Here is a 25638-nt window from a genome sequence, read left to right as displayed (position 1 = left end):
AACATAAAGTATTCAGAAATCATTTCCAACTCATTTCTGAATAAATAAGAAAGGAAAGTAGGGTGTGTCATGAGAATTATCATATTGACGAAAAACATATCATATGAGATTGATTTGCAGCGGGAGCTGCAGATTTTGAGCCATGAAGTGTTCGTGGGCAGAAGTACCGAAGAGGAGGAATGGTTGATAGAAAGTGCCAAGTTATTTGACTGTTTATTTGTCAGTGAAACAATTGCTGATCCAGAATTTTTATTGCTCAATCAGACATTGGCTCCTTATTATCAACAGCGGATCGTTCGAATCTTGCCAGGGAATGACGAACAAGAAATGATACTGGAAAAAGCGGAAAATGCGACCTATCTTAATCGGTCATTTGTCGAGTTGAGAGAATTTTTGGCGGCTTTGCCACCAAATACTCGCAAGTTAGAAAAGGCATCAGTAACGAAGGAATCGTTCCCTAAATTTCTTAGTCTGCAAGAACAGATCTTTTTCAATAATCTAGCAGAAGAGCAATTTATCAACCGAGAGGACCTTTGCTGGAAAATTTGGGGCAACGGCGGCACGAATTCCCGAAAATCGCAGCTATCGATTTTGGCGAAACGAATCAATGAGAAATTAGATGAATACGACTATACTGAAAAACGCGTCCGTACCGCTTGGGGCAAAGGATATATCTTGCAGTAAAAAAGCTGAAAATGGGTTTAACTTTTATGCCTGACAAATAGGCCTTCAGGTAAATTTGCCTATCTTGTAGAAACGACTCTGTTTTCAAAGCGAGTCGTTTTTTTATATAAGTATATTAGCAATAAATGAAGAAGGTTATGGAAAAATATGATAATGCTTTTTTTTAGTGATAAAATAGAGATAATCAGTAATGGAAAGAAATACTGCGTAAATGAAAAAAGCATTTGTAGAAAATTGATGGAATACCTTTTGGAGGAGGAAATATCGTGAAGCAGGTTGAATGTGTGCTATTTGATTTGGATGGAACTTTATTGGATTCAAAAGAATGTAGTGTGAAGGCGACAAAAGCAGCTTTTAAAGAGATGGGACTCAAAGTACCCAGTGAAGTAGTCATTGAACATTATATGGGAATACCGATCGAAGAATCATTTTTTAAAATGTCTGAACAGCCATTAGATCAAGAAACCGCAGCGGAATTGATTCGGATTTTCCGAGCCTATTACCAAACCTATGAAGAAAGTACCTTGAAAGTATTTCCAGAAATTCCCCATGTCTTAGAAATCTTAAATAAACGAAAGGTACCTTGTTTCGTCGTTTCAAGTAAGAAGACAGCGGTCGTCAAACGAAACTTAGCTGCTCAGGACCTTGTGGCGTTCTTTGAAGAAATCATCGGCTCTGATGCGGTGACCCACTACAAACCTCATCCCGAAGGAATCAACAAAGTCGTGTCACACTATCAATTTGACCCGACAAAGACGATCATGATAGGAGATGCTATTTTTGATATCCAAATGGGAAAAGCCGCGGGTGTCAAAACGATCGCCGTTACGTGGGGCAGCCACGATCCGAAAAAGCTTTCTGAAGAAAACCCAGATGCTTTGGTAGATGCGCCACGTGAGATTTTAGATTTTCTATATGCATGATCCTTTTTTGTGCTCACAGTGTAAGAGGACGTTTTAGCCTCGCTTATATCTTGGCATGATCCAAAAAGAAAGGACAGATCGTCCTTTTACAACATGCAATTTGAGAACTTTGACCAATGATCGAAACCAGCGATCATTGGTTTTTTGTGCTGTCGTGAGAATGAAGGCGCCACAGCATTGAATAAAGGTATTCATTTCCATTCGTTCTTTTGGTTGATCGCGTAATCATCGGAAAATCACTGCAAATAAATTCCTTTTGATCTTTCTTCTTAGATAAAGCAATGCGGGTACGCTGGATTTTTCTCTCTTATTCCTCTGCTAGAGCAAAAAGGAATTATAAGCTTGGAGCAACAAAAAACTATAATGAGAGTAACTGATTTCCTTAGATCATGCATTGGAGGTGAGCGCAGAACGGGATGCCACCCAAGGATTTCATGTGATTTGAAATACTAGAAGATAAAGCCTTTGTTTTATGTGAAGGGATGTAGGGGCGATTAACGAAGAAGGAAATCATTACGATCAAACGAGGGATCAATGCTATCATTGAAGAAAAGCCATGGATGGAAAGGAGTGATTCTGTGTTATCAGAAAAAATAAATGACCCGAAGGATTATCTGTCTTATTCAAAGGAAGTATTGTTAAGCGCTGGGGTACTGACAGCCTATCCGAAACTTTTTACTTATTATCAGGAACTTTGTGTTGACTTCGAAGACATTTACTATGATCGAACAAAGAACTTATTTGATACCTTTCGAGCGCTTCTGGCTGTGGACGCACAGATCCAAATTCTACTGGAACTTGTGACCAATACCAAAACTGACCTATGTCAAGAGCTGGGGATGAAGGAAGAGGAAATTATCAGTATGATCAAGCATGACAAACGGTACTATTATCGCGAGCTTACGGGCCATGCAACTAACCAACTACCTAAATGGGGATTGATTTATTTAAGTGAAGAGTAAGCTACGCAAAGGATAAGTCACCTTAAAAGTGATCAAATGAAAGCCATTTGACGATCATCAAGGATAAAGGGCATCGAGAAAAAACGAGAGCGTGTTTATGTATGAGTCAGTAAAATAGTCTAGCGAGGTTATCTTGTGATTTGTTATACTAATAGCAAGCGGCTGATGGTGACATCTTGGATTCAGCAAATATGTTCATGTGAGCGCTTTATTGATTGGGTTAGGAAAGAGGGAATGAAATGACGAAGAAAATTATCTTTTTAGATGTAGATGGAACATTGTGCGATGATGCGGGAAACGTACCAGAAAGTGCTCGCCAAGCGATCACAGCGGCACATAAGAAGGGGCATGAGTTTTTCTTGTGTACGGGTCGTTCAAAAGCCGAAATCACAGAAGATGTACTGGCACTGCCTTTAAGTGGAATGATTGGTGCTGGAGGCGGTTATTGCGAGGTGCACGATGAGGTGATTTTGCACAAAGTTTTTGAAAAGGAAGCCTTATTAAGACTGATCGATTTCTTAAAAGCAAACCAAATCGAGTATTACTTGGAATCGAATCAAGGATTATTTGCAAGTACCAATTTACGAAATCGGTTGATTGAGATCGTCTTAGCAGGTGAGCCTGTTGAAAGTGAAGCAGGAAAACAACGTGTTCAAACTATTCAGTGGTTCCTTGATTTATTGATCGAGGACGAAGCGAAAATCGATTACGATGACGTGAACAAAGTTTCCTTCATCAATCATTCCATTCCTTATGAACAGGTCCATGACCAATACCACGAACAATTCCAAATGATTCGCAGTACGGTACCTGTTTTTGGCAAGGACAGTGGCGAGATCGGCATCAAGAATATCCACAAGAAAACAGCCATCGATTTTCTCTTGAACCATCTAGGGATCGATAACAAAGATACCTTGGCGTTTGGTGACGGCCATAATGATGTCGAAATGTTTGAAGCTGTTGCGACGGGAATTGCGATGGGCAATGCCTGTGAACAGCTATTGGCAGTAGCTGACGAGGTGACGGCTCGACCAGAAGACGGCGGGATTGCGCAAGCACTCCAAAAGCACGGTCTGGTGTAACCACTAAGAAGCAAACGTCTGCACAATCCTTCTGCTTTCTAGAGAGATTGATCAGGAGTTGCGCGACGTTGTTAAAGTGACCTGTAAAACCAACGATTGACAAGGAGGCTGAGTTAAAATGAAGGAAACGACTTTTCTTTGTTATCTTGAACAAGCATTGAAAAACCTGAAGGCGACAGAAGCCTTGCGTTTTAATATCGAAGGCGAAGTCAAGCGGCTGATGAAGGTGTACAGTGAAGCAGAAATTTGTGAGAAAGTAAAAGAGGATCCCTTTAAAAAGTAAGGACATTTTCTTATGAAACACAGCGAATAGAACAAACACCCAACCTCGTGAAAGGCACAAAAGCGATCAATGCTTCTTTTCAGGGAGGGATACTCAGGTAACTAGTTGTTGTATCAAAAAAGACTGATTTCAATTGAATCAGTCTTTTTCGTTTTTCTCAAGCAGTCAGATAAGCCACTAAAATAGCAAACAGGTCGAACAAGACATGTGTGCCCCAACTAGTCAGGATCGAGTTGCTCTTGATGGCAGCTTGGTTAAATAGCAAGCGCGCCACCCCTTGAATGAAAAGAATATGGACCAAGGTATGGAAAACATTGCCGTTATCATAAGTGCTGTAATGAACCAAGCCAAAGATGATCGCGGAAAGGATGCTGGCAACTGGCAAGGTACATTTACTAGAAAAAATCGCTAAAAAGAAGATGGAAAAGAGTTCTTCTCCAAGTAACATGATTGGAATAACGAGCAGAGTCAACCATTGAAAGCCTTCGTTCACTGGATTTCCATGAAGATCCCACTTTAGTCCGTATTGCAAAACGAGAGAAACGAGGAAGCTGATCAGGATGTTTAAAAGAAAATACTTGCTGATCGTCTTCACTGGCGCGATGGGTTTCCCAAAGAGCTGCTTGACTGCTTCTTTACCGTAAACTAGCCGTAATGCCCAATAGCTGGCAATCGACAATGAGAAGATGCTGACGATGGCAGGGGCATACAAAAGACCGACCAAACCGATACCTGCGAGGACTGTTCCTAGTAAAGCGTGGTTCCATGAGATTTGTTTTCCTATAAGTTTGTTCATTTACTTTTCTCTCCTTATTAAGCTATAGAGCATGTACTATTTAGCTGTTTTCTCTGATTCTTCTGCTGTGTGCTTTTTGTGCCGTAATATAAGCGATAAGTACAACAATGAACGTTTTGGGTGATTTTCATATCATCGCTTCATTTGCGCCAATTCTTTGTAGGGTACAAAAGATAGAGTAATCGATAACGAGTTTCTGAAACAAGATGGTCGTATATTTCGGACTTTTTTATGGTTGAGCAACTAAGTGATGGAGGATGCACAAGTACTAAGTTACTTCATTAAGAAAGGAAAACTGACTTCCAGATTCGATGGAATAATCGTCAACAAAGAAACGACATCGCTATGTTCTCTTGAAATCGACTAAAAATTCCAGAATATTTCGAAAAATACCATTGCTTATTTATGGCAAAACCATTAGTATTATTAGAAAAACTGATGGTGAATCGATGATAAAGCGAGCCTTTAACAGTGAGAAAGCCGAATCGGTGGCATGAAATAGGAGTGATAAGTGTGGAAGAGTTATGGAATGTATTAAAACCAGCCGAACAAGTCGAACTGAAATTAAGAAAATTGTATACGCAGCATCATTTTTCACCTTATCACTCGAACAATTTTGAAGAGTATCGCAACTATCAGCAAAATGATCAGTTCTTGCGTGGTTCTTCCATCATCACGTTTACAGGCACGGATGGCAGGACGATGGCGCTAAAACCCGATGTCACCTTGTCGATTGCCAAAAATACACCTTCTGGAGAAGCGCGCAGAGTGTATTATGTGGAGGATGTCTATCGACAGGATCGTCAAGCAGGGGAATACCAAAAGATCGATCAAATCGGTTTGGAGCTCATTGACCAAATCACATGGGAAGATCAACTGGAGGTTGTAAAACTGGCTTGGGAAAGTTTGGCTCAGGTGGGAAAAGGGACCTTGGATCTGTCTCATATGGGGATTTTGGATGGCATCTGCCAACGCTTCCCCGAAGCGGATCGACAAAAGGTACTGCACTGCCTGCGGGACAAGAGTTCCCATGGCATGGATGCACTGACTGAAAAAGCTGGCTTGTCAGCAACAGAAGCTGAAAAATTGGCGAAACTGGTACGTTTGTCAGGTGATTTTGAAACCAAGTATCAAAAGGCCAAAGAGCTGCTGGCAGAGTATCCCCAAGCACAAGCTGGTTTAGCAGAACTAAAACAACTGTATCAAGCATTGCAAAAAGAACAACTGTCAGCTTCCATTCGGATAAGGCTGGATTTTTCAATTTTAAATGATGCCGATTATTACAGTGGCTTGCTGTTTCAAGGATTCATCGAAGAAGCAAGAGAGACGATTTTATATGGCGGCCGTTATGATCGCTTGATGAGTCGGCAAGGCAAAGAGCAAGGGGCGATCGGGTTTGGTATGAAGCTCAACCATGTAGGGCAAAAGGTGCCGACTGACAACGAAAGTTCAGGCTATTTGAACATTGCGCTACCTAAAGGCCGCATGGGGGATGCCGTCTACGATTTATTCACGAAAGCTGGAGTCGCTGCGCAAGGCGTCTTCAAAGACAATCGCCAACTAATTTTTTGTGATGAAGAAAACAAGCTGCGCTTTTTCTTAGTCAAGCCTAGCGATGTGGCGATCTATGTGGAGCACGGAGTGGCGGATATCGGTGTCGTAGGCAAAGATATTTTAATGGAAAGCAAGGCAGAAGTCATCGAATTTCTTGATTTGCATATGGGGGTCTGCCGTTTGGCAGTAGCGGCGCGTACGGATTTCGAGGAAGATTTCTCCCGCCCGCTGCGGGTCTCCACAAAATATCCGCAGATCACCCGTCAGTTTTATCAAGGGTTAGGTCGCTCGGTGGAATTGATCCAACTGCATGGATCCATTGAATTGGCTCCTTTGTTAGGTCTATCCGATGTGATCGTTGACATCGTCGAAACGGGGACGACACTAAAAGAAAATGATTTAGAAGTGATCCAAGACATCGCGCCGTCTTCAGCGCGTTTAGTGATCAACCACGCCACGTGGCGTTTCAAGCAAGAACGCATTCAAACAGTGATTGAGAAGGTGAGGGAGCAATTATGAGAATTTTTTCGACCCAAAAAGATACGATCGAAACGATTGTGGCAAGGAAACAGTCGGAAACGAAGGATGTTTCAACCATTGTCGCCCAAATCATTGCCCGTGTTCAGCAGCAAGGAGATCAGGCGTTGTTTCAATTAATTGAAGAAATCGATCAAGTGACCTTGTCTTCCTTAACCGTCAGTCTTGAGGAGGTTGAAACGGCTGTCCAAGCCGTCTCCCCTGAGCTGCTTGAGGTGATGGAACAGGCGAAGGAAAACATTTTGGCATTTCATCAAAAGCAAGTCCAGCAAGGCTTTGTCTTGACGAAGGAAAATGGCGTTGTGATGGGACAGCGGGTCTTGCCACTAGCAAAAGTCGGGGTCTACGTTCCTGGCGGAACAGCAGCTTATCCTAGTACGGTTTTGATGGATGTCCTGCCCGCAAAAATCGCCGGGGTCAAAAAAATCGTTATGATCACACCGACGGACAGCCAAGGAAAAGTTCCAGCTGCTATCTTAGCGGCAGCTTCCGTTGCTGGAGTGGATGAAATCTACAAAGTCGGTGGTGCCCATGGCGTAGCGGCATTGGCTTATGGGACAGAAACGATTCCCAAAGTCGACAAAATCGTGGGACCAGGAAATATTTATGTCGCCACAGCGAAAAAAATGGTGTACGGCGAAGTTGATATCGATATGATCGCAGGGCCCAGCGATGTGCTGATCATCGCCGATGCCAGCGCAAATCCGCGCTGGCTGGCAGCGGATCTTTTGGCACAAGCCGAGCATGATATCTTAGCGCAAGCCATCTTAGTCACAACAGAAGCAGCCTTGATTGAACAAGTCCAAGTAGAGCTTGACTTGCAACTGAAGCAACTGCCCCGCAAAGACATTGCTGCTGCAGCGCTTGAATCTAGCGGAAAGCTGATTCTGGTCAATGATTTGACTGAAGCACTTACCATTGCCAATCAAATCGCCCCAGAACACCTTGAATTAGCAGTGGCAGATCCTTTTGCTTTGTTGGGACAAGTAGAAAATGCGGGTAGTGTTTTTTTAGGACATCATACACCAGAAGTGCTGGGAGATTATTTTGCTGGACCAAATCATACCCTACCAACAGAAGGGACCGCCCGTTTTTACTCGCCGTTATCAGTGGATGATTTTATTAAGAAAAGCAGCTACTTGTATTACCCAGAAGCAGCCATGAAGGCGGCTGGTCCAGCCGTAGCGTTGTTCGCAGAAACCGAAGACTTGATCGGCCATGCCCGTTCGATCAATGTACGAAGAGAGGGAGAAAAATGACCTTTTTACATCAAAAGTATCACAAGCTGACTCCTTATACACCAGGGGAACAAGTAGACGAGCAAGCCGTTATTAAACTGAACACCAATGAAAGTCCTTATCCGCCAGCGCCAAGTGTTCAAGCGGCGGTTGCCGATGCCGCCCACAAGCTGAATCGTTACTCGGATATTGCTGCTGAAGTGGTGACAACCCCTCTGGCTGCCTATCTTGGCGTTAAACCAGCCCAGCTGTTTCTCGGTAATGGCAGTGACGAAGTCTTGTCCTATCTCTTTCAAGGCTTCACGGAAAACGGCATCGCCTTTCCCGATGTGACCTATGGGTTTTATCAAGTGTATGGTGCCTTGTACCAAGTCGCTGCCACCGTTGTTCCGCTGCAAGAAGATTTCTCGATTGCGTTAACGGACTACGATTCGCTCAAAGGGACCGTTATTTTTGCCAATCCCAATGCGCCGACTGGGGTTTATCAAGAACAAAGCGAAATTTGTGCCTTTCTAAAACGGCATCCCGATCGCTTAGTGATTGTCGATGAGGCCTATATCGATTTTGGCGGCTCTTCAATGGTTTCTTTGATCGATCAATACCCAAATCTCTTGGTCGTGGGGACGTTTTCGAAATCTCGGCAGCTGGCAGGGGCACGCCTAGGCTTTGCGGTTGCCAATGAAGGACTGATCCAAGACTTGAATCGGTTGAAATTTAGCTTGAATCCTTACAATGTCAATAGTTTGACCCAAGCCGCTGGTGCAGCCGTTTTGCAAGAACAAGCGTATGTCGATGAGAAGATCCAAGCAACGATCCACGTGCGTGAGTGGAGCAAGCAAGCCCTAGCGAAACTCGGCTTTGAGCAGACCGACAGCCAAGGAAATTTTTTGTTTGCAAGGCACCCTGCGATTGCTGGTGAAGAGTTGTATCAGGCACTGAAAGAGCAGAAAATCTTCGTCCGCTGGTTTAATCAGCCCCGCATCAAAGAGTATTTACGGATCACGGTAGGAACGAGGGCCCAGATGGAACGATTGATGACGGTGTTAACAACGATCATAGAAGAGGTGAAGGAATGAGAAAAGCAGAAGTTACCCGCAATACGACTGAAACCAAGATCCACCTGCAGTTGACGATCGATGGTACTGGTCAGCAATCAATCAAGACTGGTGTGGGGTTTTTAGACCACATGCTGGAATTATTTGTCCGCCACGGTCGCTTTGATTTGACGTTGGTCTGTGATGGTGATACAGAAGTAGATGCCCATCACACAACAGAAGACGTAGCCATCGCCATTGGCCGAGCGTTTTCAGAAAGTCTTGGGGAGCGACGAGGCATCAAACGCTATGGCAGTATGCTGCTGCCGATGGACGAAGCCTTAGTCATGACAGCGATCGATATTAGCGGTCGTGGCATGGCAATCGTAGAGTTGGCGATACCGAGCGAAAAAATCGGGCAGCAGTTTGATACAGAATTGGTTGAAGAATTTTTCATTGCTTTTGCCCGTGAATTAGGTGCTACGATCCATCTCCATCAAATCGCTGGGAAAAACAGCCACCACATTGTGGAAACTTGTTTTAAAGGCTTTGGGCGTGCCTTAGGTGAAGCAGTAGCGATCAATCAAGCAGCCCCAGATGAGATCCCTTCAACCAAAGGGACGATCCAGTGATTCATGAGGGAAAAATGATTACGTATCTTCCACACAGATGGATGAGATAAGGAAAGGGGCGTATTATGTTAGCAATCATCGACTATGGGGTCGGCAATTTGTTCAGCTTGTCTCGTTCGCTGGATTATTTGGGTGTTGACTGCCAAATCACGCGTTCACTAGCAGAATTAAAAGCTGCCGACCGCATTCTTTTACCTGGCGTAGGCGCTTTTGGCGATGCCCGCCAAAAGTTGGCAGAGTTGTCGCTGATCGAACCGATCCAAGAATTGGCAGCAGCTGGCAAACCCTTTTTAGGCATTTGTTTAGGGATGCAGCTGTTGTTTGATAGTAGTGAGGAGTTTGGCACACATGCGGGGCTCGGTTTGATTCCAGGACGGATCGTTTCCATGCAAAGCGCCTTTGAAGAAGCCAAACTGAATCTGAAAGTGCCGCAGATTGGTTGGAATCGGCTGACTGTCAGAAAGGAAAGTCCTCTAGTCAGCGGGCTAGGGGAACAAGACTTTGTCTACTATGTCCACAGTTATTTTGCTACTGATTGCCAAGAGTATGTCATAGCAGACAGTGACTATGGTCTAGCAATTCCCGGTATCGTGCAAAAAGACAATGTCTTCGGTACTCAGTTCCACCCAGAAAAAAGTGGGGCTGTCGGGTTGAAGATTTTAAAAGCATTTACGGAGGTGCCGCTATGAAAATTTTTCCAGCAATTGATCTGTTAGATCAAAAAGTGGTCCGTTTGTACCAAGGAGACTATGAGCAAAAAGAAGTGTTTGGGGATGATCCAGTGGCATTTGCTCGTTCATTTGAAGAAGAAGGTGCCAACTATCTGCACCTCGTCGACTTAGATGGTGCCAAAGCTGGCAAACTCCATTACTTTGATGTCGCAAAAAAAATCGTCCAGCAAACCAATCTGTTTGTCGAAGTTGGCGGCGGGATTCGTGAGGAAGAAACGATCCAGCATTGTTTGGCAGCAGGCGTTCATCGGGTGATCCTCGGCACGATTGCCCAGAAAGACCCAGCATTCACAAAAGCGATGCTTAAGAAATACGGCAATAAGATCGCGATTGGGGTCGATGCCAAGGAAGAAAAAGTGGCCGTGGAAGGCTGGCTCGAGAAAACGGCAACAGACGCGTTTACTTTTTGCCAACAATTGGTGGAATGGGGCGCGCAAACGATCATCTTTACCGAAATCTCACGTGACGGTACAGGAGAAGGCATCAATCTGCCGCTATACGAAAAACTCAATCAATTGGATTGCGACATCGTGGCTTCTGGCGGCGTGGCTTCATTGGCAGATATTAAAGGATTAAAACAGTTGGGCATCTCTGGCGTGATCGTTGGGAAATCCTTATATAACGGCAGTCTCCAATTGGCGGATGTCTTAGCAGCAGGGGAGGCAGAAGCATGATCGCCAAACGAATCATTCCTTGCCTTGATGTGCGAGATGGGCGAGTCGTGAAAGGGGTCAATTTTGCTGGCTTAAAAGATGTCAATGATCCAGTGACTTTGGCGCGCTTTTACAATGAACAAGGTGCCGATGAGCTGGTTTTTTATGACATTACTGCTTCTGCAGAAGAACGCGGCTTATTCACGGACATTTTGCAGCGCGTGGCGTCAGAAGTGTTTATTCCTTTGACGGTGGGCGGTGGCATCAATCAAGTAGCAGATTTTGAACGAGTCTTAAACTGTGGCGCCGACAAAGTCAGCGTCAATTCGGGGGCACTTCGCAGACCAGAGTTGATTGCAGAAGGCGCGAAACGCTATGGCAGCCAGTGCGTTGTTTTATCCGTTGATGTTCGCCGTGTCGGTGAGAACTGGCATGTGTTTGCCAAAGGCGGACGGGAAGATACAGGCTTAGAAGCATTGGCGTGGATTCGCCAAGCTGAGCAGTTAGGTGCTGGTGAACTAGTCATCAACAGCATGGATACCGATGGCGTGAAGCAGGGGTTTGATTTAGACTTGCTGAAAGCTGTCAGCGAAATCACCAAATTACCGATCGTCGCATCGGGTGGTGCTGGCAAAAGTGCCGATTTTATCGAGCTGTTTCAATTGCCAAATATTGAAGCAGGGTTGGCGGCCTCGATTTTTCACTATGGCGAGGTAAAAATCCCAGAACTGAAAAAACAATTACAGGCCGTCGATATTCCCGTACGAATCGTATAGCGTTGGCGTTTTGATAGGCAATAGAAGGAGTGGATAACATGGTGCAAGTACGATTTGATGAACAAGGATTGGTTCCAGTGATCGTGCAGGATGTGGAAACGAATGAAGTTTTGACCTTGGCTTATATGAACCAAGAAAGTTTGACCTTGACCTTGAAAGACCGATTGATGACCTTTTATTCCCGCAGTCGCCAAGAATTGTGGCGCAAAGGAGAAACCAGCGGCAATTACCAGCATTTAGTATCATTGACCGCAGATTGCGATCAAGATGCTTTAGTCGCCAAAGTAAAAAAAGACGGACCTGCTTGCCATACAGGCACAGAAAGCTGCTTTACAGAGGTGCTTTATGGTACAGAATCCTCTCCGACCATCGATGCGTTGTATGAGCTGATAAAAGGTCGTAAAGATACGCCGCAAGAAGGCAGCTATACCAGCTACTTGTTTGAAAAAGGCAGTGAGAAAATCTTAAAAAAAATCGGCGAGGAAGCAACCGAGGTCGTGATTGGGGCGATGAAGGAAGACCGCCAAGAAACCGTTTATGAGATTGCTGATTTGGCGTATCATACATTGGTTTTAATGGCAGAAATGGGGATTGATTTAGCGGCTATTCGCCAAGAGCTTGCCAAGCGTCATGTTGTGGATAAGAAAGTCAAACAAGAACGGATGCAATAACGGTCAGGGGTTTTCAGTAGAAAGAAAGCAACTGACGATAAAAAAAGAAGCCCTTCAGCCATTGTTTGAAGGGCTTCGCAACCGTGGCGATAAAGTTGATCTGCTGGTACTTTGAGTGAGCACACAAACTGGCTATTTGTTTTCCAACTCTTCGATCAATTCTTTCATTTCTTTGATTTCTTTTTCCTGTGCGTCAATGATTTTTTCTGCAAGTTCTTTTACTCTTGGATCAGACAAATCGGCATTTTTACTGGTTAGAATCGCAATCGAATGATGGGGAATCATGGCTTTCATCCAGGCCGTATCTCCCACGGCGGTTTGGCTTCTGACCATAAACAGTGAACCAAAAAAGAGTACAACACTGACAACTAAAATTCCGATATTCATTTTCTTGTTGTCATACATCTTCCACATAAATAACAGCATGATGATCGCCATCATCGCGCCCATCATTAGTGCCATAAATAGGCGGGTTTGGCTGAAAAAGATATGATCGAGGGCGTAGACATTGAAATACATCATACAAAACATAATCACCGTCGATACCCCAATCATTACCAAAAATTTCCCGTATTTCTTCATTTCTTTCCTCTCCTTTTTGTGTACAAAATAAAAACAATAAAGCAATCCAAAACATCATCGGAACAGATGCTTTTTTTCGTTTATTGTTTTGTTAGAATAAATTTACTCCCTAAATCAAGTATAGCGGAGGAAGTAGAATGAGAGAAGCGATATACATTTGAACGAAAACAAATGGGTTCTTAGAGTAAAAAAGCGAAAACGGGATTACTCGTCTAGGTTTATTTGTTATAATCAACCTAAGAAATGGATGGTGTATAGAATGAATCACAATGATCGCTTGACGCGTTTACGCTATGCTTTGGATATCAAGGATACCGACATGGTGAAAATTTTTGAACTTGGCGGCGCTTCTTTCACAAAAGAAGAAGTAAGACAATTATTGAAGAAAAAAGATCCTGAGACCTACGAGATTGAGTGTACCAATGAAGCCTTTGAGCGTTTCTTAAATGGTTTGATTCGCTCGCAACGAGGAACAAAGCCAGATGCTGCAGAACCTGTCCTAGAGTTGAACAATGGCAATGTAAATAATTTGATGCTGAAGAAAATAAAAATCGCCCTTTCCCTAACAACAGATGAAATGCTGGACATTTTCGAGCAAGCGGGAGTTAAAGTTTCAAAAGGTGAATTAGGCGCCATTTTACGAAAAGAAGGCCATCGCAATTACAAACCATGTTTAGACAAATATGCCCGCAACTTTTTAAAAGGATTGACGATCGAGTATCGGGATAACTAGTAAAAAATCAATAATAGGCTGAACTTACAATGGGCCGCCCAAAGAGATGCATGTTATGTGTCTCTTTTTTTGTGTGTAAATTAAAAAAAACAATTTAAATCAGTGATTATAACGCTAACTGAGGCCAAGCTTGGAGCATGAAGGAGCAGGTGAAGTGAGCGATCTGTTTGCTTGAATAACCTGTTTGTTAAAACCTGACAAGTTTGGTCATTTCTGATACAAATGTTGACGTGTTCAGAATGATGAACCATGTAATACTATCAAAATGAACAGGGGTATCCTGTGTCTAAAGATTGTAATTAACAAGTCGTCACCATCATCAGAAGGGGAAGTTTGTCGATAGGTGAAAGATAGGAAAGCGTATCGTATTTAAACGAATATAAAAGGAGAATGTTATGAAAAGGAAATTTTGGGGCTATTTGTCATTGGCGATCTTGTTAAGTCAGCCTGTGTTGGCACCTTTGGCACAAGTTATGGCTGAGGAACAGGAAACCATTCCATCAAACAAAGAAATCACGACATTAGGAACATTAGAAAAAGTGGAGGAGACTACTGAAACAGTCGATTCTTCTCGTATAAAAGAAGAAATCAACGGTGACACCACAAGTAACTCAGAATCGCAAGAAGTGGTTAATGATGATGAGAAAAGTGGCTCGACGGAAAGTACAGAAAAAAACCTCCCTGATTCAAGTAAAGACACAGCTAGCTCGGCAACTGAATCATCAGCGGAAATGAAAGAGGCATTCTCTAATCGAAGCGTTTCATTAGACGCTTGGATGCCGGATAAGAATTTGCAAAATGAGGTAGCGAAAGGGCTAAACAAAACAGTTGATACGATCACTCAAGAAGATATGGTGAATCTAAAACAGTTAGATTTTTCTTCTTTAGTCAAAGACACAGTAGTCGATTTTACTGGTTTAGAATACGCTAGCAACTTGCAAGCGTTATACACGACGTCTATTATTGCTACGAATGTTCCCCAAATCACTATGGCGGAAAATGCAACATTGTTTACCCGTCCTAATGTACTAGCACACGTTCTTCCAAAAGGATCTTTTTCAAATATCCACATAGGAAATTATGATGCCTATTTGACAGCCCAAGAATTAATTGGGGTTGGTCAATATCTTAGTGGATGGGTAACAGATTATCTGACGGTCTATGCAAGTAGCATGACGGATTTTTCTAAGTTAGAGCTATCTCCAGAACACCATCAAAATTCCCAACTATCTATTATGACTCAGGAGAAAATACTATTAGAGCCAATGCTAGTAAAAGATGGCCAATCTGATGTTCTTTATAAAGACCGTATGATGGTTGATACCCAAGGAAATGCGTTGCTCTCTTCTTTGTCCAACAAAAAGTATTCTTATTCGATTCGGGGGATAGATAAAAATGGCTATATCTTTCCCTTATATGAAAATGATGGGTTTGAACTGACTGAAGAAGGGATTCAATTTAAAAATATTCCCGCCAATGTTGACTATTTGTCAATCACTTCTCTGGTTCCTAATCGTTTATCCACCGAGAGAGCTGCTAGTACAGGTACCATTCAATATTTAGTGAATTATCAAGTACCTGTGAAGTATGTGAATACTGCAGAAGATGTTACGGTCAAGTATCTTGACGAAAACGGACAGACGCTTGCACCAAATGTCACTTTATCAGGGTATGTAGGCGACCCCTTTACTACGGAAGAAAAGGATATCTCAGGCTATACACTGAAAGAGATCCAAGGGGATAGGATAGGGACCTTCAGTGATGTCGCGCAAGAAGTCGTTTATGTCTATGAACGTAGCGATGCAGCGCCAGTTACTGTCAAGTATGAAGATACAGAAGGGAATCAACTATCTGCACCGACGGTATTAAGTGGCAAAATAGGTCTGCCATATACAAGTGAAGCTAAAGCAATCAATGGCTGGTACGTTTCTCAAACACCAACTAACGCTAACGGGACTTACAGCGAAACGGTACAAGAAGTCGTTTATGTCTATGAGCGTAGTGATGCAGCGCCAGTTACTGTGAAGTATGAAGATACAGAAGGCAATGAATTGGCAGCACCAACCGTAATGAATGGCAAAATAGGGTTGCCATATGAAAGTGAAGCCAAAGCGATCCCAGGCTGGTTTGTAGCTCAAACGCCAAGCAATGCTACAGGTACATTTAGCGAAACGGCACAAGAAGTCATTTATGTCTATGAACGTAGTGATGCAGCGCCAGTGACGGTCAAGTATGAAGATACAGAAGGGAATCAACTATCTGCACCGACGGTATTGAGTGGCAAAATAGGTTTACCTTATACAAGTAAAGCTAAAGCCATCCCAGGCTGGTACGTTTCCCAAATGCCAACTAACGCTAATGGGACTTATAGTGAAAATGCGCAAGAAGTTACCTATGTTTATGAACGTAGTGATGCAGCACTGGTTATCGTAAGATATGAAGACATGGAAGGAAATCAATTAGCTGAACCAACGATCCTTAATGGAAAAGTTGGCTTGTCTTATGAAAGCAACGCCAAAGAAATATCTGGCTGGCGGGTTTCAAAGACGCCTAAAAATGCAAAAGGTACCTTCAGTGATGCCGTCCAAGAAGTTATTTATGTTTACAGTGCTGATAAAGAGAATGAACCGGGAGAAGATTCAGGAAAAGATACACCAGAATCAGAAAACAAGACGCCGGACGAAGAGAACGGGAATAGCTCAGGAAATAACAGCAAGCAAACAAACACACAAACCAAATCAAAAAATAAGTTGCCTGCAACAGGAGAACAACTTACAGGTCAACGAATCATGGGCTTTTTGGGAGTCATCACTGTTCTGTTTTCTTTCGTAGTAATTTTGAGACGAAAAAGAAAAACTGAAAATTAAAAGCTTTTCAATAGAGAGGAAAGAGTATCCAGAATTGATTGTTTTCTGGATACTCTTTGTTTAACCCTATTTAAATATGAGCGAGAATATAGGTTTTTATCAGTTATCTTTCGAATGTTACGTTCTTGAATTCATCATTCAAGCCATCACGATAGGCAATAGTCAAGACTAATTTTCCTGTTGTTTTGTCATAGTCTTCCACGTTTAGTTCTAGAGAGAAGTTCTTAACATTGGCATCAATATAAGAAACAATTTCTTTTTCTTCCTCACCGATTTTTATCGAAAGTGTGCTTTCTCCTAATAAATTCGCCTCCTCCAGAACTGTTTTGGCTGAGCGTATTTCAGGCTGATAGAAGACAGTGTTTGTTTGAGTTAAATAGATTCTACTTATTCGCAACGGAACTGTGATCTTTCCAAAGTCATTTGAGACAACGATCCCAGGTTTATTACTAGGGGAGACAAAGACAGCGAGACTTATTAAAATTGGAACGAGAATACTAGCAACACTTGACCATACTATTTTTTTTGATATTTTCATTGATTTCAGTTCATTCAGCGAAGCATGAACACCTGTCCCCCCATTCTTTTTAATTAATGTAAGAAGTTAGCTTGATTATGGCGAAGATACTTTAAAAATAACTGTACTAATTTTCAACTTTATATAAGCGTAATTGATAGAAAGTAAAAGCTTTTGGAATTGTTGAAATGCTCAAAGGCTACCTAACTCTTCGATTGTAAATACTCCTAAAAACCGACTCTCTTATTATCGTAGCAAAATATACGGTTTTTTACTTTTATTATTATAAAATAATTTTTTGATAAATAGCGCTTTGGACTGTTTTGTCGTCTTAAACTAGCTGTTAGAAAGAGCAATGTTCTCCAGACGTAGTAACTCGTAGTTCTAAGTAGTTGTAGCCATGATTTTGCTTATCCTAAATGATTCAGAAGGTGATAGTTTCAGAGACAGCTTCTTATAAAATGAAATAAGTAGTCAATGAATACACACTGAATGAAAATAGATCGTGAAAGGAGTATAATTACCTTAAAAATAAAGTTAAGAGGTATTATTATGTATAAATTTCTTTTAACTAAATTAGACCAAGATGTTTATGAATTGTTTGCGCATTTTTTTGAGCAGGCTGTGGAGCGTGAAAAACTAAATGTTCTTGCTGAAAAGACAAACTTATCAAAACGACGAATCGTCTTAGTTTTTGAGCGAGCACTCGATTTGCAAACGGCGTATCCTTATTTTGAGATTGCGTTGCATGAAGGTAGAGAGATGACGCTTTATTTTGCGCCGAATTTTCTTTTGTCTAAGCTTTATTCGGTCATGCTAGAAGAAAGCATGCCATTTCAAATTTTAGACAGACTCTTTAGTGATAAGTATGTGTCGCTGGAAGAAACCGCCCAACAACATTATGTCAGCAATCGCACGGTTCAAAGAAAACTAAAGGAAGTAGAAACGATTCTTGAAAATTATCACATTCGATTGAACCTAAAAAGAAAACCGCTTTTTGTGGGCGAAGAATACCGCATTCGGCATTTTTTCCACATCATGTATTGGCAGATCTATGATGCAACGAACGTGCGTTATAGTGGATTGACGAAACAAAGTGTCAGTACATTGAAGAAAAAGTTGACAAGTTATCCCAGTTTTTATCGCGGGATTGATCAGGAGAAATTTGTTCAATTGTTGGCGTTAAGTATTTATCGTTTTAAAAGAGGCTTTCCTGTAAAAGAGATTCCTCAAGAGATGAGGGAGATGAGGCATCTGACGATTTCCTTTGAAGAATTTAAAGAAGAGCTGATCAAGCCATTGCTAAGAGACAATTTGATTCTAAATGGGCTTCCAGAAACAGAATTTCTCTTCTTGTATTATATGTTTTCTGTCATGATGACGTACTTACCTGAAGAGATTCCTAGTCAGTTAACAATTGGGGATCATTTTTCTCCACGAGCAATCGCTGCAGCAAGGCTATTTGCGGAAAACGCTCAGAAAGTTTTTCTCGTTTCTGAAAGCAATATTGATTATCTGTTGGTCAATGCCTTGAATATTCATTCGGTTTCGCTTCTTTTTGCATCGAAAAATAAGATCGATGCCTTTGGAAAAAGCACCACGGACAAAGATTATCGCCGTGTCTTTTCTAAGATTTTTCCGTTTGTTCAGGAGATGTACGAATCGTTAGCGCAACAATCACCAATTTTTTCAACCATGTATGAAGCGAACAATCGCTTGCTTTTTCAATATAGTATGCTTCTTTCTCTGGTAGCGAAAATTGATCGTTCTACGGTTCGTATTTTTCACGAATCAAAATTCGGAAAAATCCAAGAAATCAGACAAAAGGAACGATTGAAGCGCTGGTTTGGGTACACACTTTCATTTGTTTCCGAAAATCCCGATTTTGTCGTGACAGATTATCCCGTCAATCGGCAAGCTTTTATTGACCAAAATCCCAACGTCCAATTTTTTAAATGGAATAGTTTTCCAACGGGGGATCGCTGGCTTGAACTGATTGAAGCAGTTGAAAAGTTCCAGAATGAGTTTAGTCAAAAACATACGTAAAACTGTGGATTTCACAGTATGAAAAAAAGGAGGATTCTCAAAACCAGAGAATCCTCCCTTTTTTTAGTAGGAAGCGAAAAGTTTTGCACAGCGTTTCTCAGATTTCCTATGTAGTTTGTCAATCGCTCAATCGGCTATTGGGCTTGTTTACTTTTATGAAACTAAAATTGATACGATCCAACCCGAAGGTATCTAACAGGACTTTATTTGCTTCTAACAAACAAATGATTGGCGTCTCCTTTCCTAAAAAACATGTAATAATGCAGGCATAAAGATCTCGGTCAACAGAAACGTTTTACGAAAAAGCGAAGGTAAGAAAGAGTGTTCGAATCCTCTATTTAACGTAATGCTAGTGATTTCAGCCTAAAGGTCGATTTCCTTTCAATATTTCCATAGAGTACGCATCGACGTATTCGTTCCAACGATAAACACATAAACAGGATTTTACATAAGATTCACCAATCAATAGAACAGGAGGACTAAAGATGGAGTCAGCATTTAAGATCCATTCAATGGAAGAATATTTAAACTTCTACATGGAAGAAACGGAGCGGCTTTTTTTCAAGGAAGAGTTTCCAGAACTCAAAGAAAAGATTCTTGCCAATTGCTTCGAAATCAAACGAGCGATCCAAGAAATCAATCACGAAAACTTTTTTGAACAGTATGCGAGAATCAATACATTAGAAGCAGAGATTTTGATTATTTTGGAATGCAGTGAATTGCGGGGGAGTGACAATGTGGTCCCTTTTGCTGAGGCAGAAATTTTGCAAGTGGCGAAACAAGATAGCAAAACCTATTTTAAAGAAAGATGTGGGCTGACATTGATCGCGCCTACGCCCCATTCATTGCATTTTTCCGTGGAGTAGTTGAAGTAACAACAAAGATCATTCGTGAGGAAAAAGTGTTATAGGAAGTTTGAAAGGAGCCTTTCATTAAGGTTTGTGCAGGAGTAATTGTTTTACCAAAAGAAAAGGCTGCAGTTTTTTTATGCAACTTTGGAGGCATTGTGGAAAAAAGCTGTACCTTTGATATAAATTCATTCAACAAATAATTGGAGGTCACAGATGAATGCAATAGAAAAGAGGATCCAGTTTATTGTCGAAGCTGACAAGCTTAAAGCCATCCTTAGACAATCGACACTGATCTATGATAGAAACCAACGGGAAAATGATGCAGAGCACACCTGGCATTTGACATTATGTGCACTATTGCTTGCAGAACATGTCGCAACCGAAGGGCAAGTGGATTTGTTGCGAGTACTCAAAATGTTAATTATTCATGATATGGTAGAAATCGAAGCAGGTGATACCTATTGTTATGATGAAGCTGGGTACCTGGATAAAGTACAGCGAGAACGGGAAGCAGCTACAAGTTTATTTTCTACATTACCGAGAGAACAATATGATGAATTTATGGATTTGTGGGAAGAGTTTGAGGAGATGGCAACCGTAGAAGCAAAATATGCAGCGGCAATCGATAGGTTACAGCCTGTCTTGCAGATATACTACTGTGACGGGAATACCTGGTTAGAAAATAACATTGATGTTGAACGCGAATTAAAACGAAACGAGGTCATCAAAGAAATTATGCCAGAAGTTTGGGACTATGTTAGAAAACTTATAGATGATGCCGTAAATAAAGGTTGGCTGAAGCAATAAAGCAAAAATCAATAAGCTGCTAAACATGAGCCGAAGTAGAAGAGCATCATCAAAATGAACACCAAATGTACTAGAAGAGAAGGAATGGTTATGAGTATCGGGGAAGTAGGGTATATTTTTACAAAGTATTTTATCGTAACAGTGTCTATTCTTACATCAATATATACAAGATCGTCAAAAAGCATTTAGATGAAGCGGAAACAATCGTGATTGCGACCGACAGCGACCGAGAAGGTGAAGCAATCGCCCGCTTGATTATCAACCTTTCGGGAAATAGCCGGAAAACCATTAAACGTTTATGGATCAACTCGCTTGAAACTAGCGAAATCAAAAAAGGATTTCAAAATCTGAAGGACGGACAGGCGTTTTATTCCACTTACAAAGAAGCAGAAACCCGACAAATCGCTGATTGGCTGGTAGGAATCAATCTCACCCGTCTTTACACGCTTTATATGCAGAAAAACGGCATGAGAGGCGTGTTTAGCGTTGGACGCGTCCAAACCCCGACTTTGTTCTTGATTTACCAACGCAACGAAGAAATCAAACATGCATTGGCACTTAAACTCTTATTACTGGAGTTAAATTCATATGATTTTTAATCTGCAAAAAAGTTTATAGCACCGTCGCTTATACCAGAAAATATAACAAACGCCGCATTGTTTTTTTGTGCACTTTAATAATCTATTCAACTAAGGAATTAAGCTGGCTGTCAAGAGAGTAATATCGTATTGAATCTCAGGTGGAAATTTTCTGCGGTATCTTTTTTGACTGAAATGACATTAGTGTTTTTTGGGGATTGTGTATGTAAGTATTTTTTAAAATCATTTTAACAAGTTTTGGACAAAAATTCTCATGAAAAAACAGAATTTAAATAGCATGATAAATTAGAGAAGATAGTTTAATGTGCTTATAGGAACACCCCACTTTTACAGTCACAATCAATAACCTTGCTACTTTCTTTCGAAATTGATAAGAGTCTAAAGGATTGACAACGCTTGATAGTGAGCATAAACTTAATATACGCTAGTTAGTTTACAAGTGCAAACTGGATAGGCTACAATTAACTAGACAGAAAAATTAAGGTGTGTAGACTAGAAGAAAACATACCAGGAGGAATTTTTATGTCTAAGAGAACACGAAGAACTTTTTCACAAGAATTCAAGCAACAAATCGTCAATCTTTACTTAGCTGGAAAGCCACGTGTAGAAATCATTCGAGAATATGAACTAACGGCTTCAGCATTTGACAAATGGGTAAAGCAATCTAAAATGAGTGGTTCATTCAAAGAAAAAGATAATCTTACGCCTGAACAAAAAGAATTGTTAGAACTACGTAAAAGAAACCAGCAATTAGAAATGGAAAATGATATTTTAAAGCAAGCAGCGCTGATATTCGGACGAAGAGACAAGTAATCGATGCGAATAAGCATCTTTACCCTATATCAGCGATGTGCAGAATATTAGGTCTATCACGTCAGTCCTATTATTATCAATCAAAATCAAAGAAAGACGAATCAGAACTTGAAGAAGTAGTCGCTGAAGAATTTATCCGCAGCCGAAAGGCCTACGGCTCAAGAAAAATAAAAAAAGCCTTATCAAAACGAGGCATTCGGATCAGCCGACGAAAAATTAGTAGAATCATGAAAAATAGAGGATTAAAATCGAGCTATACTGTTGCTTATTTTAAAGTACATCATTCTACTTGCAATGAAGCCAAAACGACAAACGTATTGAATCGTAAATTCTTAAGAGACAACCCATTAGAAGCGATCGTAACAGATTTGACTTATGTACGAGTCGGGAAAAAATGGAATTATGTCTGTTTCATTTTGGATCTGTTCAATCGAGAAATTCTCGGCTATTCTTGTGGAGAACATAAAGATGCCGTTCTAGTAAAAAAAGCATTTAGCCGTATCAAACAACCTCTGACAGAGGTTGAGATTTTTCATACTGATCGTGGAAAAGAGTTTGATAACCAAGCTATTGATGAATTATTAACAACTTTTGACATCAATCGATCATTGAGTCATAAAGGCTGTCCTTTTGATAATGCCGTAGCTGAATCAACTTATAAGTCGTTGAAAGTAGAATTTGTCTATCAATACACATTTGAAACCTTACAACAATTGGATTTGGAGTTATTTGACTATGTCAATTGGTGGAACCACCTTCGGTTGCACGGTACACTTGGCTACGAGACACCGGTTGGTTACCGTAACCAGAGATTGGCGCAGCGAATCCATGATAATGAGCTCGGATGTGCTAACGCTAGCGAGGCAGTCTAACTTTAACTGTTAGCTCCTGCCGAAGATCGTCACATCCGAGGAGGCTCATTGTCAAGGACAATCGGAATAGCATACGGAAAGAAGTTCTGCACCTTATAAAATTTGTCAAAAAAACTGTTGCCATTCCAAACTAAAAAAGTATGATGTGTCGTCTCTGAAATTCTCCCTGATTCAAGTCATAACCAGAGTACATATCGGTTATTTTTTGATTCCATATTTTTTCCTTTATGTGCTGAGGATTAAGGGGTACCAATTGTAATTGCGCGTTATATGGTCTTTGTTTAGAATCGCTCTCCAAAAAGCCAATTTTTTGCATAGAATTTTAGATGTGGTACCATTAATTAGAATTATTATAAATAAGAAGTAGGTATCATTGTTTTAGTAAAAAGACTAGGAGGAATGGAAGATGGAAATAGACTACAAGGATCATGGGAAGAAGCCGTATATCATTAATATTGAAGACGCCACCACAGGAAATGATAATTACCGGACGACCATTTGGACAGGCAGTAAACTGCAAGTCACCGTAATGTCCATTCAACCGGGCGATGACATCGGTTTGGAAGTGCACGAAGGCATTGACCAATTTATCCGTATTGAAGAAGGAGAAGGCGTGTGTAAAATGGGGCCTTCTAAAGATAACTTACATGTTCAACAAAAAGTGATGGATGATGACGCCGTATTTGTTCCGGCGGACATGTGGCACAACATCGAAAACACCGGTGATAAGCCGCTCAGACTGTATACCATTTATGCTGGTCCAGATCACCTTGAAGGAACGGTTCACCCTACTCATGAAGACGCCAAAAACGATCCAAACGAACACTGAGGTACACTAGGATGAAACAAAAGCCCTGCACCCGTATGGATGGTCCACTGGTGCAGGGCTTTTTTATAAAGGAGAGAAGTGGTATGAGTGATTCATTGTTTCAATTAGAGAAGGTTGGTTTTCAGGCAAACGGAAACCAAATCCTTCAAGATATCTCTTTTACAGTAAACAAAGGGGAAGTGATTGTTTTTTCTGGTCCTTCTGGAAGTGGAAAAAGTACCCTTTTGAAATTAATTGGTACGCTGCTTTCCCCAACTTCCGGAAAAATTTATTATCGAGGTACGGATCTGCAAAAAATCGATCCTGTGGAGTATAGAAAAGAAGTCTCTTATTTCTTTCAAAACGCTTCTCTATTCGATGAGACAGTTCAAGAGAACTTGTCTTTTCCTGCCCGCATAAGAGAAGAAGGATTTGATCGGGAACGTGCAAAAAAATTGTTAGAACGAGTTCAAATACCTGAAACTTACTTATCGAAAGAGGTCAAGGAACTATCAGGAGGGGAAAAACAACGGGTTGCATTGGTCCGAAATTTGATGTATCAACCGAAAGTGTTGCTCCTGGATGAAGTTACCAGTTCATTGGACCAAGAAAACAGAGCGATTGTCCTTGATTTAGTCCGAGACATGATGAAAGACCAACAAACTACGGTGTTGGCCGTCACTCACAACCAGGAAGAAATCGACCAAGCTTCTCGTCTGATTACTATCAAAGGTGGAAAAATGGAGGAATCGAAATGACAAACAATTTGGAAATCAGTAATCTTTCTTTGCTTTTATCCTCTGTCCTCTTGATAGTTGCCTTGTTGATTGATTACAAAGAGAAATTGGGATTAGGAAACGACATTTTTATTGCGGGAATTCGCGCTGTCGTTCAATTATTCCTTATTGGATATGTATTGAGCTACGTATTACGAGTGGATAACAACTTTCTCACTTTAGCGATGGTTTTGTTCATTGTGTTCAACGCTTCTTATAACGCCCATACACGCAGTGAGGGGATCAACCGCTCTTTTAAAATTTCAACGACGGCTATTGGAGTAGGAACAGCCTTGTCCTTACTCATTCTTGTTTTTTCAGGAGTCATTGACTGGTCCCCTTCCCAAATCGTTCCAATTACAGGCATGATTGCCAGCAACGCCATGACTGCGATTGGAGTGACCTATCGGTCTTTGAATTCAAAATTTACGGACCAACGCCAACAGGTATTGGAAAAATTGGCATTGGGAGCCAATAAAAAACAAGCGTCCATGAGTATTGTAAGAGAAAGCGTCAAAACGGGCATGGCTCCTTCTATTGACCGAACAAAAACGGTTGGACTTGTCAGCCTACCAGGTATGATGTCAGGGTTGATTTTTGCGGGAATTGATCCTGTTCAAGCGATTCGTTACCAAATTGTTGTGATGTTTATGTTGATTTCAGTTACTGCGATTTCTTCGTTTATTGCTAGTTATATGGCTTACCGTGAGTTTTATAACAATCGCAGTCAATTAATTATATGATTTGGGATGATACACTACTCTTAAAACCAGTGGTTACAATTTTATGTAGTTAAAAGAAGACCTCACGA

The 25638-nt window shown here is 41.2% G+C and carries 25 protein-coding genes and 1 pseudogene; 23 read left to right on the top strand and 3 right to left on the bottom strand.

Annotated features, from left to right (window positions below; genetic code table 11):
* Positions 1-69: 69 nt before the first annotated feature.
* From IGJ05_RS07885 to IGJ05_RS07865, 5 genes are all read left to right on the top strand, one after another.
* A complete protein-coding gene (locus tag IGJ05_RS07885) occupies positions 70-684 on the top strand; it encodes a hypothetical protein (protein ID WP_005225192.1) in 615 nt (204 codons plus the stop codon).
* A gap of 266 nt (positions 685-950) precedes the next feature.
* On the top strand, positions 951-1607 hold the full coding sequence (locus IGJ05_RS07880; protein ID WP_081116780.1) for an HAD family hydrolase: 657 nt from the start codon (positions 951-953) through the stop codon (positions 1605-1607).
* A gap of 578 nt (positions 1608-2185) precedes the next feature.
* Positions 2186-2569, top strand: a complete 384-nt coding sequence (locus IGJ05_RS07875; protein ID WP_010747547.1) for a DUF7006 family protein — start codon at positions 2186-2188, stop codon at positions 2567-2569.
* A 239-nt stretch (positions 2570-2808) separates the two neighbouring features.
* A complete protein-coding gene (locus IGJ05_RS07870) occupies positions 2809-3651 on the top strand; it encodes a Cof-type HAD-IIB family hydrolase (protein ID WP_015509100.1) in 843 nt (280 codons plus the stop codon).
* Positions 3652-3769: 118 nt separating this feature from the next.
* Positions 3770-3934 (top strand): hypothetical protein, encoded by a 165-nt coding sequence (locus IGJ05_RS07865; protein ID WP_016610470.1) that lies wholly within the window; start codon positions 3770-3772, stop codon positions 3932-3934.
* A 157-nt stretch (positions 3935-4091) separates the two neighbouring features.
* On the opposite strand, the gene IGJ05_RS07860 is transcribed toward IGJ05_RS07865, so the two are convergent.
* Complete coding sequence (locus tag IGJ05_RS07860) at positions 4092-4730, bottom strand: CPBP family glutamic-type intramembrane protease (RefSeq protein ID WP_015509102.1); 639 nt, start codon at positions 4728-4730, stop codon at positions 4092-4094.
* A 513-nt stretch (positions 4731-5243) separates the two neighbouring features.
* Between IGJ05_RS07860 and hisG the strand changes: the two genes are divergently transcribed.
* From hisG to hisIE, 8 genes are all read left to right on the top strand, one after another.
* Positions 5244-6803, top strand: a complete 1560-nt coding sequence (hisG, locus tag IGJ05_RS07855; protein WP_010747551.1) for an ATP phosphoribosyltransferase — start codon at positions 5244-5246, stop codon at positions 6801-6803.
* Positions 6800-8080, top strand: coding sequence for a histidinol dehydrogenase (gene hisD, locus IGJ05_RS07850; RefSeq protein WP_081091763.1), 1281 nt, complete (start codon positions 6800-6802; stop codon positions 8078-8080). The genes hisG and hisD overlap by 4 nt, the downstream gene beginning before the upstream one ends.
* The gene (gene hisC, locus IGJ05_RS07845; RefSeq protein ID WP_060792981.1) at positions 8077-9135 is read left to right on the top strand and encodes a histidinol-phosphate transaminase; all 1059 of its coding nucleotides are present in this window, start codon (positions 8077-8079) and stop codon (positions 9133-9135) included. The genes hisD and hisC overlap by 4 nt, the downstream gene beginning before the upstream one ends.
* Entirely contained in the window at positions 9132-9725 is a 594-nt protein-coding gene (gene hisB, locus IGJ05_RS07840) for an imidazoleglycerol-phosphate dehydratase HisB (protein WP_266166774.1), read from the top strand. The genes hisC and hisB overlap by 4 nt, the downstream gene beginning before the upstream one ends.
* A 65-nt stretch (positions 9726-9790) precedes the next feature.
* Positions 9791-10414, top strand: a complete 624-nt coding sequence (gene hisH / locus IGJ05_RS07835; protein WP_060792980.1) for an imidazole glycerol phosphate synthase subunit HisH — start codon at positions 9791-9793, stop codon at positions 10412-10414.
* Positions 10411-11130, top strand: a complete 720-nt coding sequence (hisA, locus tag IGJ05_RS07830; protein WP_015509107.1) for a 1-(5-phosphoribosyl)-5-[(5-phosphoribosylamino)methylideneamino]imidazole-4-carboxamide isomerase — start codon at positions 10411-10413, stop codon at positions 11128-11130. Before hisH ends, hisA begins: the two co-directional genes overlap by 4 nt.
* Positions 11127-11885: an imidazole glycerol phosphate synthase subunit HisF gene (gene hisF / locus IGJ05_RS07825; protein ID WP_005225205.1), complete on the top strand. Its 759-nt coding sequence runs from the start codon at positions 11127-11129 to the stop codon at positions 11883-11885. The genes hisA and hisF overlap by 4 nt, the downstream gene beginning before the upstream one ends.
* A gap of 38 nt (positions 11886-11923) precedes the next feature.
* Entirely contained in the window at positions 11924-12556 is a 633-nt protein-coding gene (hisIE, locus tag IGJ05_RS07820; RefSeq protein WP_010747556.1) for a bifunctional phosphoribosyl-AMP cyclohydrolase/phosphoribosyl-ATP diphosphatase HisIE, read from the top strand.
* Between the two features lie 132 nt (positions 12557-12688).
* Here the strand turns inward: hisIE and IGJ05_RS07815 are convergent, their stop codons facing one another.
* Entirely contained in the window at positions 12689-13138 is a 450-nt protein-coding gene (locus IGJ05_RS07815; RefSeq protein WP_005225207.1) for a DUF305 domain-containing protein, read from the bottom strand.
* 259 nt (positions 13139-13397) lie between these two features.
* On the opposite strand from IGJ05_RS07815, the gene IGJ05_RS07810 reads away from it, so the two are divergent.
* Together IGJ05_RS07810 and IGJ05_RS07805 are read left to right on the top strand one after the other, a co-directional pair.
* Entirely contained in the window at positions 13398-13871 is a 474-nt protein-coding gene (locus tag IGJ05_RS07810; RefSeq protein ID WP_010747557.1) for a DUF1456 family protein, read from the top strand.
* 395 nt (positions 13872-14266) lie between these two features.
* On the top strand, positions 14267-16738 hold the full coding sequence (locus IGJ05_RS07805) for a MucBP domain-containing protein (protein WP_081116779.1): 2472 nt from the start codon (positions 14267-14269) through the stop codon (positions 16736-16738).
* Between the two features lie 103 nt (positions 16739-16841).
* On the opposite strand, the gene IGJ05_RS07800 is transcribed toward IGJ05_RS07805, so the two are convergent.
* Positions 16842-17276, bottom strand: a complete 435-nt coding sequence (locus tag IGJ05_RS07800; protein WP_005225210.1) for a hypothetical protein — start codon at positions 17274-17276, stop codon at positions 16842-16844.
* 531 nt (positions 17277-17807) lie between these two features.
* On the opposite strand from IGJ05_RS07800, the gene IGJ05_RS07795 reads away from it, so the two are divergent.
* The 8 genes and pseudogenes from IGJ05_RS07795 to IGJ05_RS07760 all read left to right on the top strand — a co-directional run bounded on the left by IGJ05_RS07795 (position 17808) and on the right by IGJ05_RS07760 (position 25570).
* Positions 17808-19301, top strand: a complete 1494-nt coding sequence (locus tag IGJ05_RS07795; protein WP_081116778.1) for a helix-turn-helix domain-containing protein — start codon at positions 17808-17810, stop codon at positions 19299-19301.
* 485 nt (positions 19302-19786) lie between these two features.
* The gene (locus IGJ05_RS07790; RefSeq protein ID WP_005225213.1) at positions 19787-20167 is read left to right on the top strand and encodes a DUF7006 family protein; all 381 of its coding nucleotides are present in this window, start codon (positions 19787-19789) and stop codon (positions 20165-20167) included.
* Positions 20168-20365: 198 nt separating this feature from the next.
* The gene (locus tag IGJ05_RS07785) at positions 20366-20959 is read left to right on the top strand and encodes an HD domain-containing protein (protein WP_060792975.1); all 594 of its coding nucleotides are present in this window, start codon (positions 20366-20368) and stop codon (positions 20957-20959) included.
* A gap of 206 nt (positions 20960-21165) precedes the next feature.
* Positions 21166-21507, top strand: a pseudogene (locus tag IGJ05_RS07780) (DNA topoisomerase); the annotation flags it as partial.
* A gap of 573 nt (positions 21508-22080) precedes the next feature.
* A protein-coding gene (locus IGJ05_RS07775) for an IS3 family transposase (protein ID WP_438725142.1) occupies positions 22081-23243 on the top strand; the annotation gives its coding sequence in 2 pieces (ribosomal slippage) (positions 22081-22357 and positions 22357-23243; 1164 coding nt in all).
* Positions 23244-23649: 406 nt separating this feature from the next.
* A complete protein-coding gene (locus tag IGJ05_RS07770) occupies positions 23650-24072 on the top strand; it encodes a cupin domain-containing protein (RefSeq protein WP_002307506.1) in 423 nt (140 codons plus the stop codon).
* 83 nt (positions 24073-24155) lie between these two features.
* Positions 24156-24809, top strand: a complete 654-nt coding sequence (locus IGJ05_RS07765; RefSeq protein WP_002307505.1) for an ABC transporter ATP-binding protein — start codon at positions 24156-24158, stop codon at positions 24807-24809.
* A complete protein-coding gene (locus IGJ05_RS07760) occupies positions 24806-25570 on the top strand; it encodes an ABC transporter permease (protein WP_002318452.1) in 765 nt (254 codons plus the stop codon). The genes IGJ05_RS07765 and IGJ05_RS07760 overlap by 4 nt, the downstream gene beginning before the upstream one ends.
* The last annotated feature ends 68 nt before the right edge of the window (positions 25571-25638 follow it).

Origin of the sequence: Enterococcus sp. AZ167 (assembly GCF_051714025.1) — a bacterium.
In the GTDB taxonomy this organism is placed as follows: Bacteria; Bacillota; Bacilli; order Lactobacillales; family Enterococcaceae; genus Enterococcus_D; species Enterococcus_D casseliflavus.
This window is presented reverse-complemented; position numbering and strand designations above follow the sequence as displayed.

Bases quoted from the DNA above. Each gene is read 5' to 3' on its own strand.
- IGJ05_RS07760 (WP_002318452.1), top strand. From the start codon at position 24,806: ATGACAAACAATTTGGAAATCAGTAATCTTTCTTTGCTTTTATCCTCT.
- IGJ05_RS07795 (WP_081116778.1), top strand. From the start codon at position 17,808: ATGTATAAATTTCTTTTAACTAAATTAGACCAAGATGTTTATGAATTG.
- hisA (WP_015509107.1), top strand. From the start codon at position 10,411: ATGAAAATTTTTCCAGCAATTGATCTGTTAGATCAAAAAGTGGTCCGT.
- hisB (WP_266166774.1), top strand. From the start codon at position 9,132: ATGAGAAAAGCAGAAGTTACCCGCAATACGACTGAAACCAAGATCCAC.
- IGJ05_RS07805 (WP_081116779.1), top strand. From the start codon at position 14,267: ATGAAAAGGAAATTTTGGGGCTATTTGTCATTGGCGATCTTGTTAAGT.
- hisD (WP_081091763.1), top strand. From the start codon at position 6,800: ATGAGAATTTTTTCGACCCAAAAAGATACGATCGAAACGATTGTGGCA.
- IGJ05_RS07860 (WP_015509102.1), bottom strand. From the start codon at position 4,730: ATGAACAAACTTATAGGAAAACAAATCTCATGGAACCACGCTTTACTA.
- IGJ05_RS07785 (WP_060792975.1), top strand. From the start codon at position 20,366: ATGAATGCAATAGAAAAGAGGATCCAGTTTATTGTCGAAGCTGACAAG.
- IGJ05_RS07810 (WP_010747557.1), top strand. From the start codon at position 13,398: ATGAATCACAATGATCGCTTGACGCGTTTACGCTATGCTTTGGATATC.
- IGJ05_RS07815 (WP_005225207.1), bottom strand. From the start codon at position 13,138: ATGAAGAAATACGGGAAATTTTTGGTAATGATTGGGGTATCGACGGTG.
- IGJ05_RS07885 (WP_005225192.1), top strand. From the start codon at position 70: ATGAGAATTATCATATTGACGAAAAACATATCATATGAGATTGATTTG.
- IGJ05_RS07790 (WP_005225213.1), top strand. From the start codon at position 19,787: ATGGAGTCAGCATTTAAGATCCATTCAATGGAAGAATATTTAAACTTC.
- hisIE (WP_010747556.1), top strand. From the start codon at position 11,924: ATGGTGCAAGTACGATTTGATGAACAAGGATTGGTTCCAGTGATCGTG.
- IGJ05_RS07770 (WP_002307506.1), top strand. From the start codon at position 23,650: ATGGAAATAGACTACAAGGATCATGGGAAGAAGCCGTATATCATTAAT.
- IGJ05_RS07865 (WP_016610470.1), top strand. From the start codon at position 3,770: ATGAAGGAAACGACTTTTCTTTGTTATCTTGAACAAGCATTGAAAAAC.
- IGJ05_RS07800 (WP_005225210.1), bottom strand. From the start codon at position 17,276: ATGAAAATATCAAAAAAAATAGTATGGTCAAGTGTTGCTAGTATTCTC.
- hisF (WP_005225205.1), top strand. From the start codon at position 11,127: ATGATCGCCAAACGAATCATTCCTTGCCTTGATGTGCGAGATGGGCGA.
- hisH (WP_060792980.1), top strand. From the start codon at position 9,791: ATGTTAGCAATCATCGACTATGGGGTCGGCAATTTGTTCAGCTTGTCT.
- IGJ05_RS07870 (WP_015509100.1), top strand. From the start codon at position 2,809: ATGACGAAGAAAATTATCTTTTTAGATGTAGATGGAACATTGTGCGAT.
- hisC (WP_060792981.1), top strand. From the start codon at position 8,077: ATGACCTTTTTACATCAAAAGTATCACAAGCTGACTCCTTATACACCA.
- IGJ05_RS07765 (WP_002307505.1), top strand. From the start codon at position 24,156: ATGAGTGATTCATTGTTTCAATTAGAGAAGGTTGGTTTTCAGGCAAAC.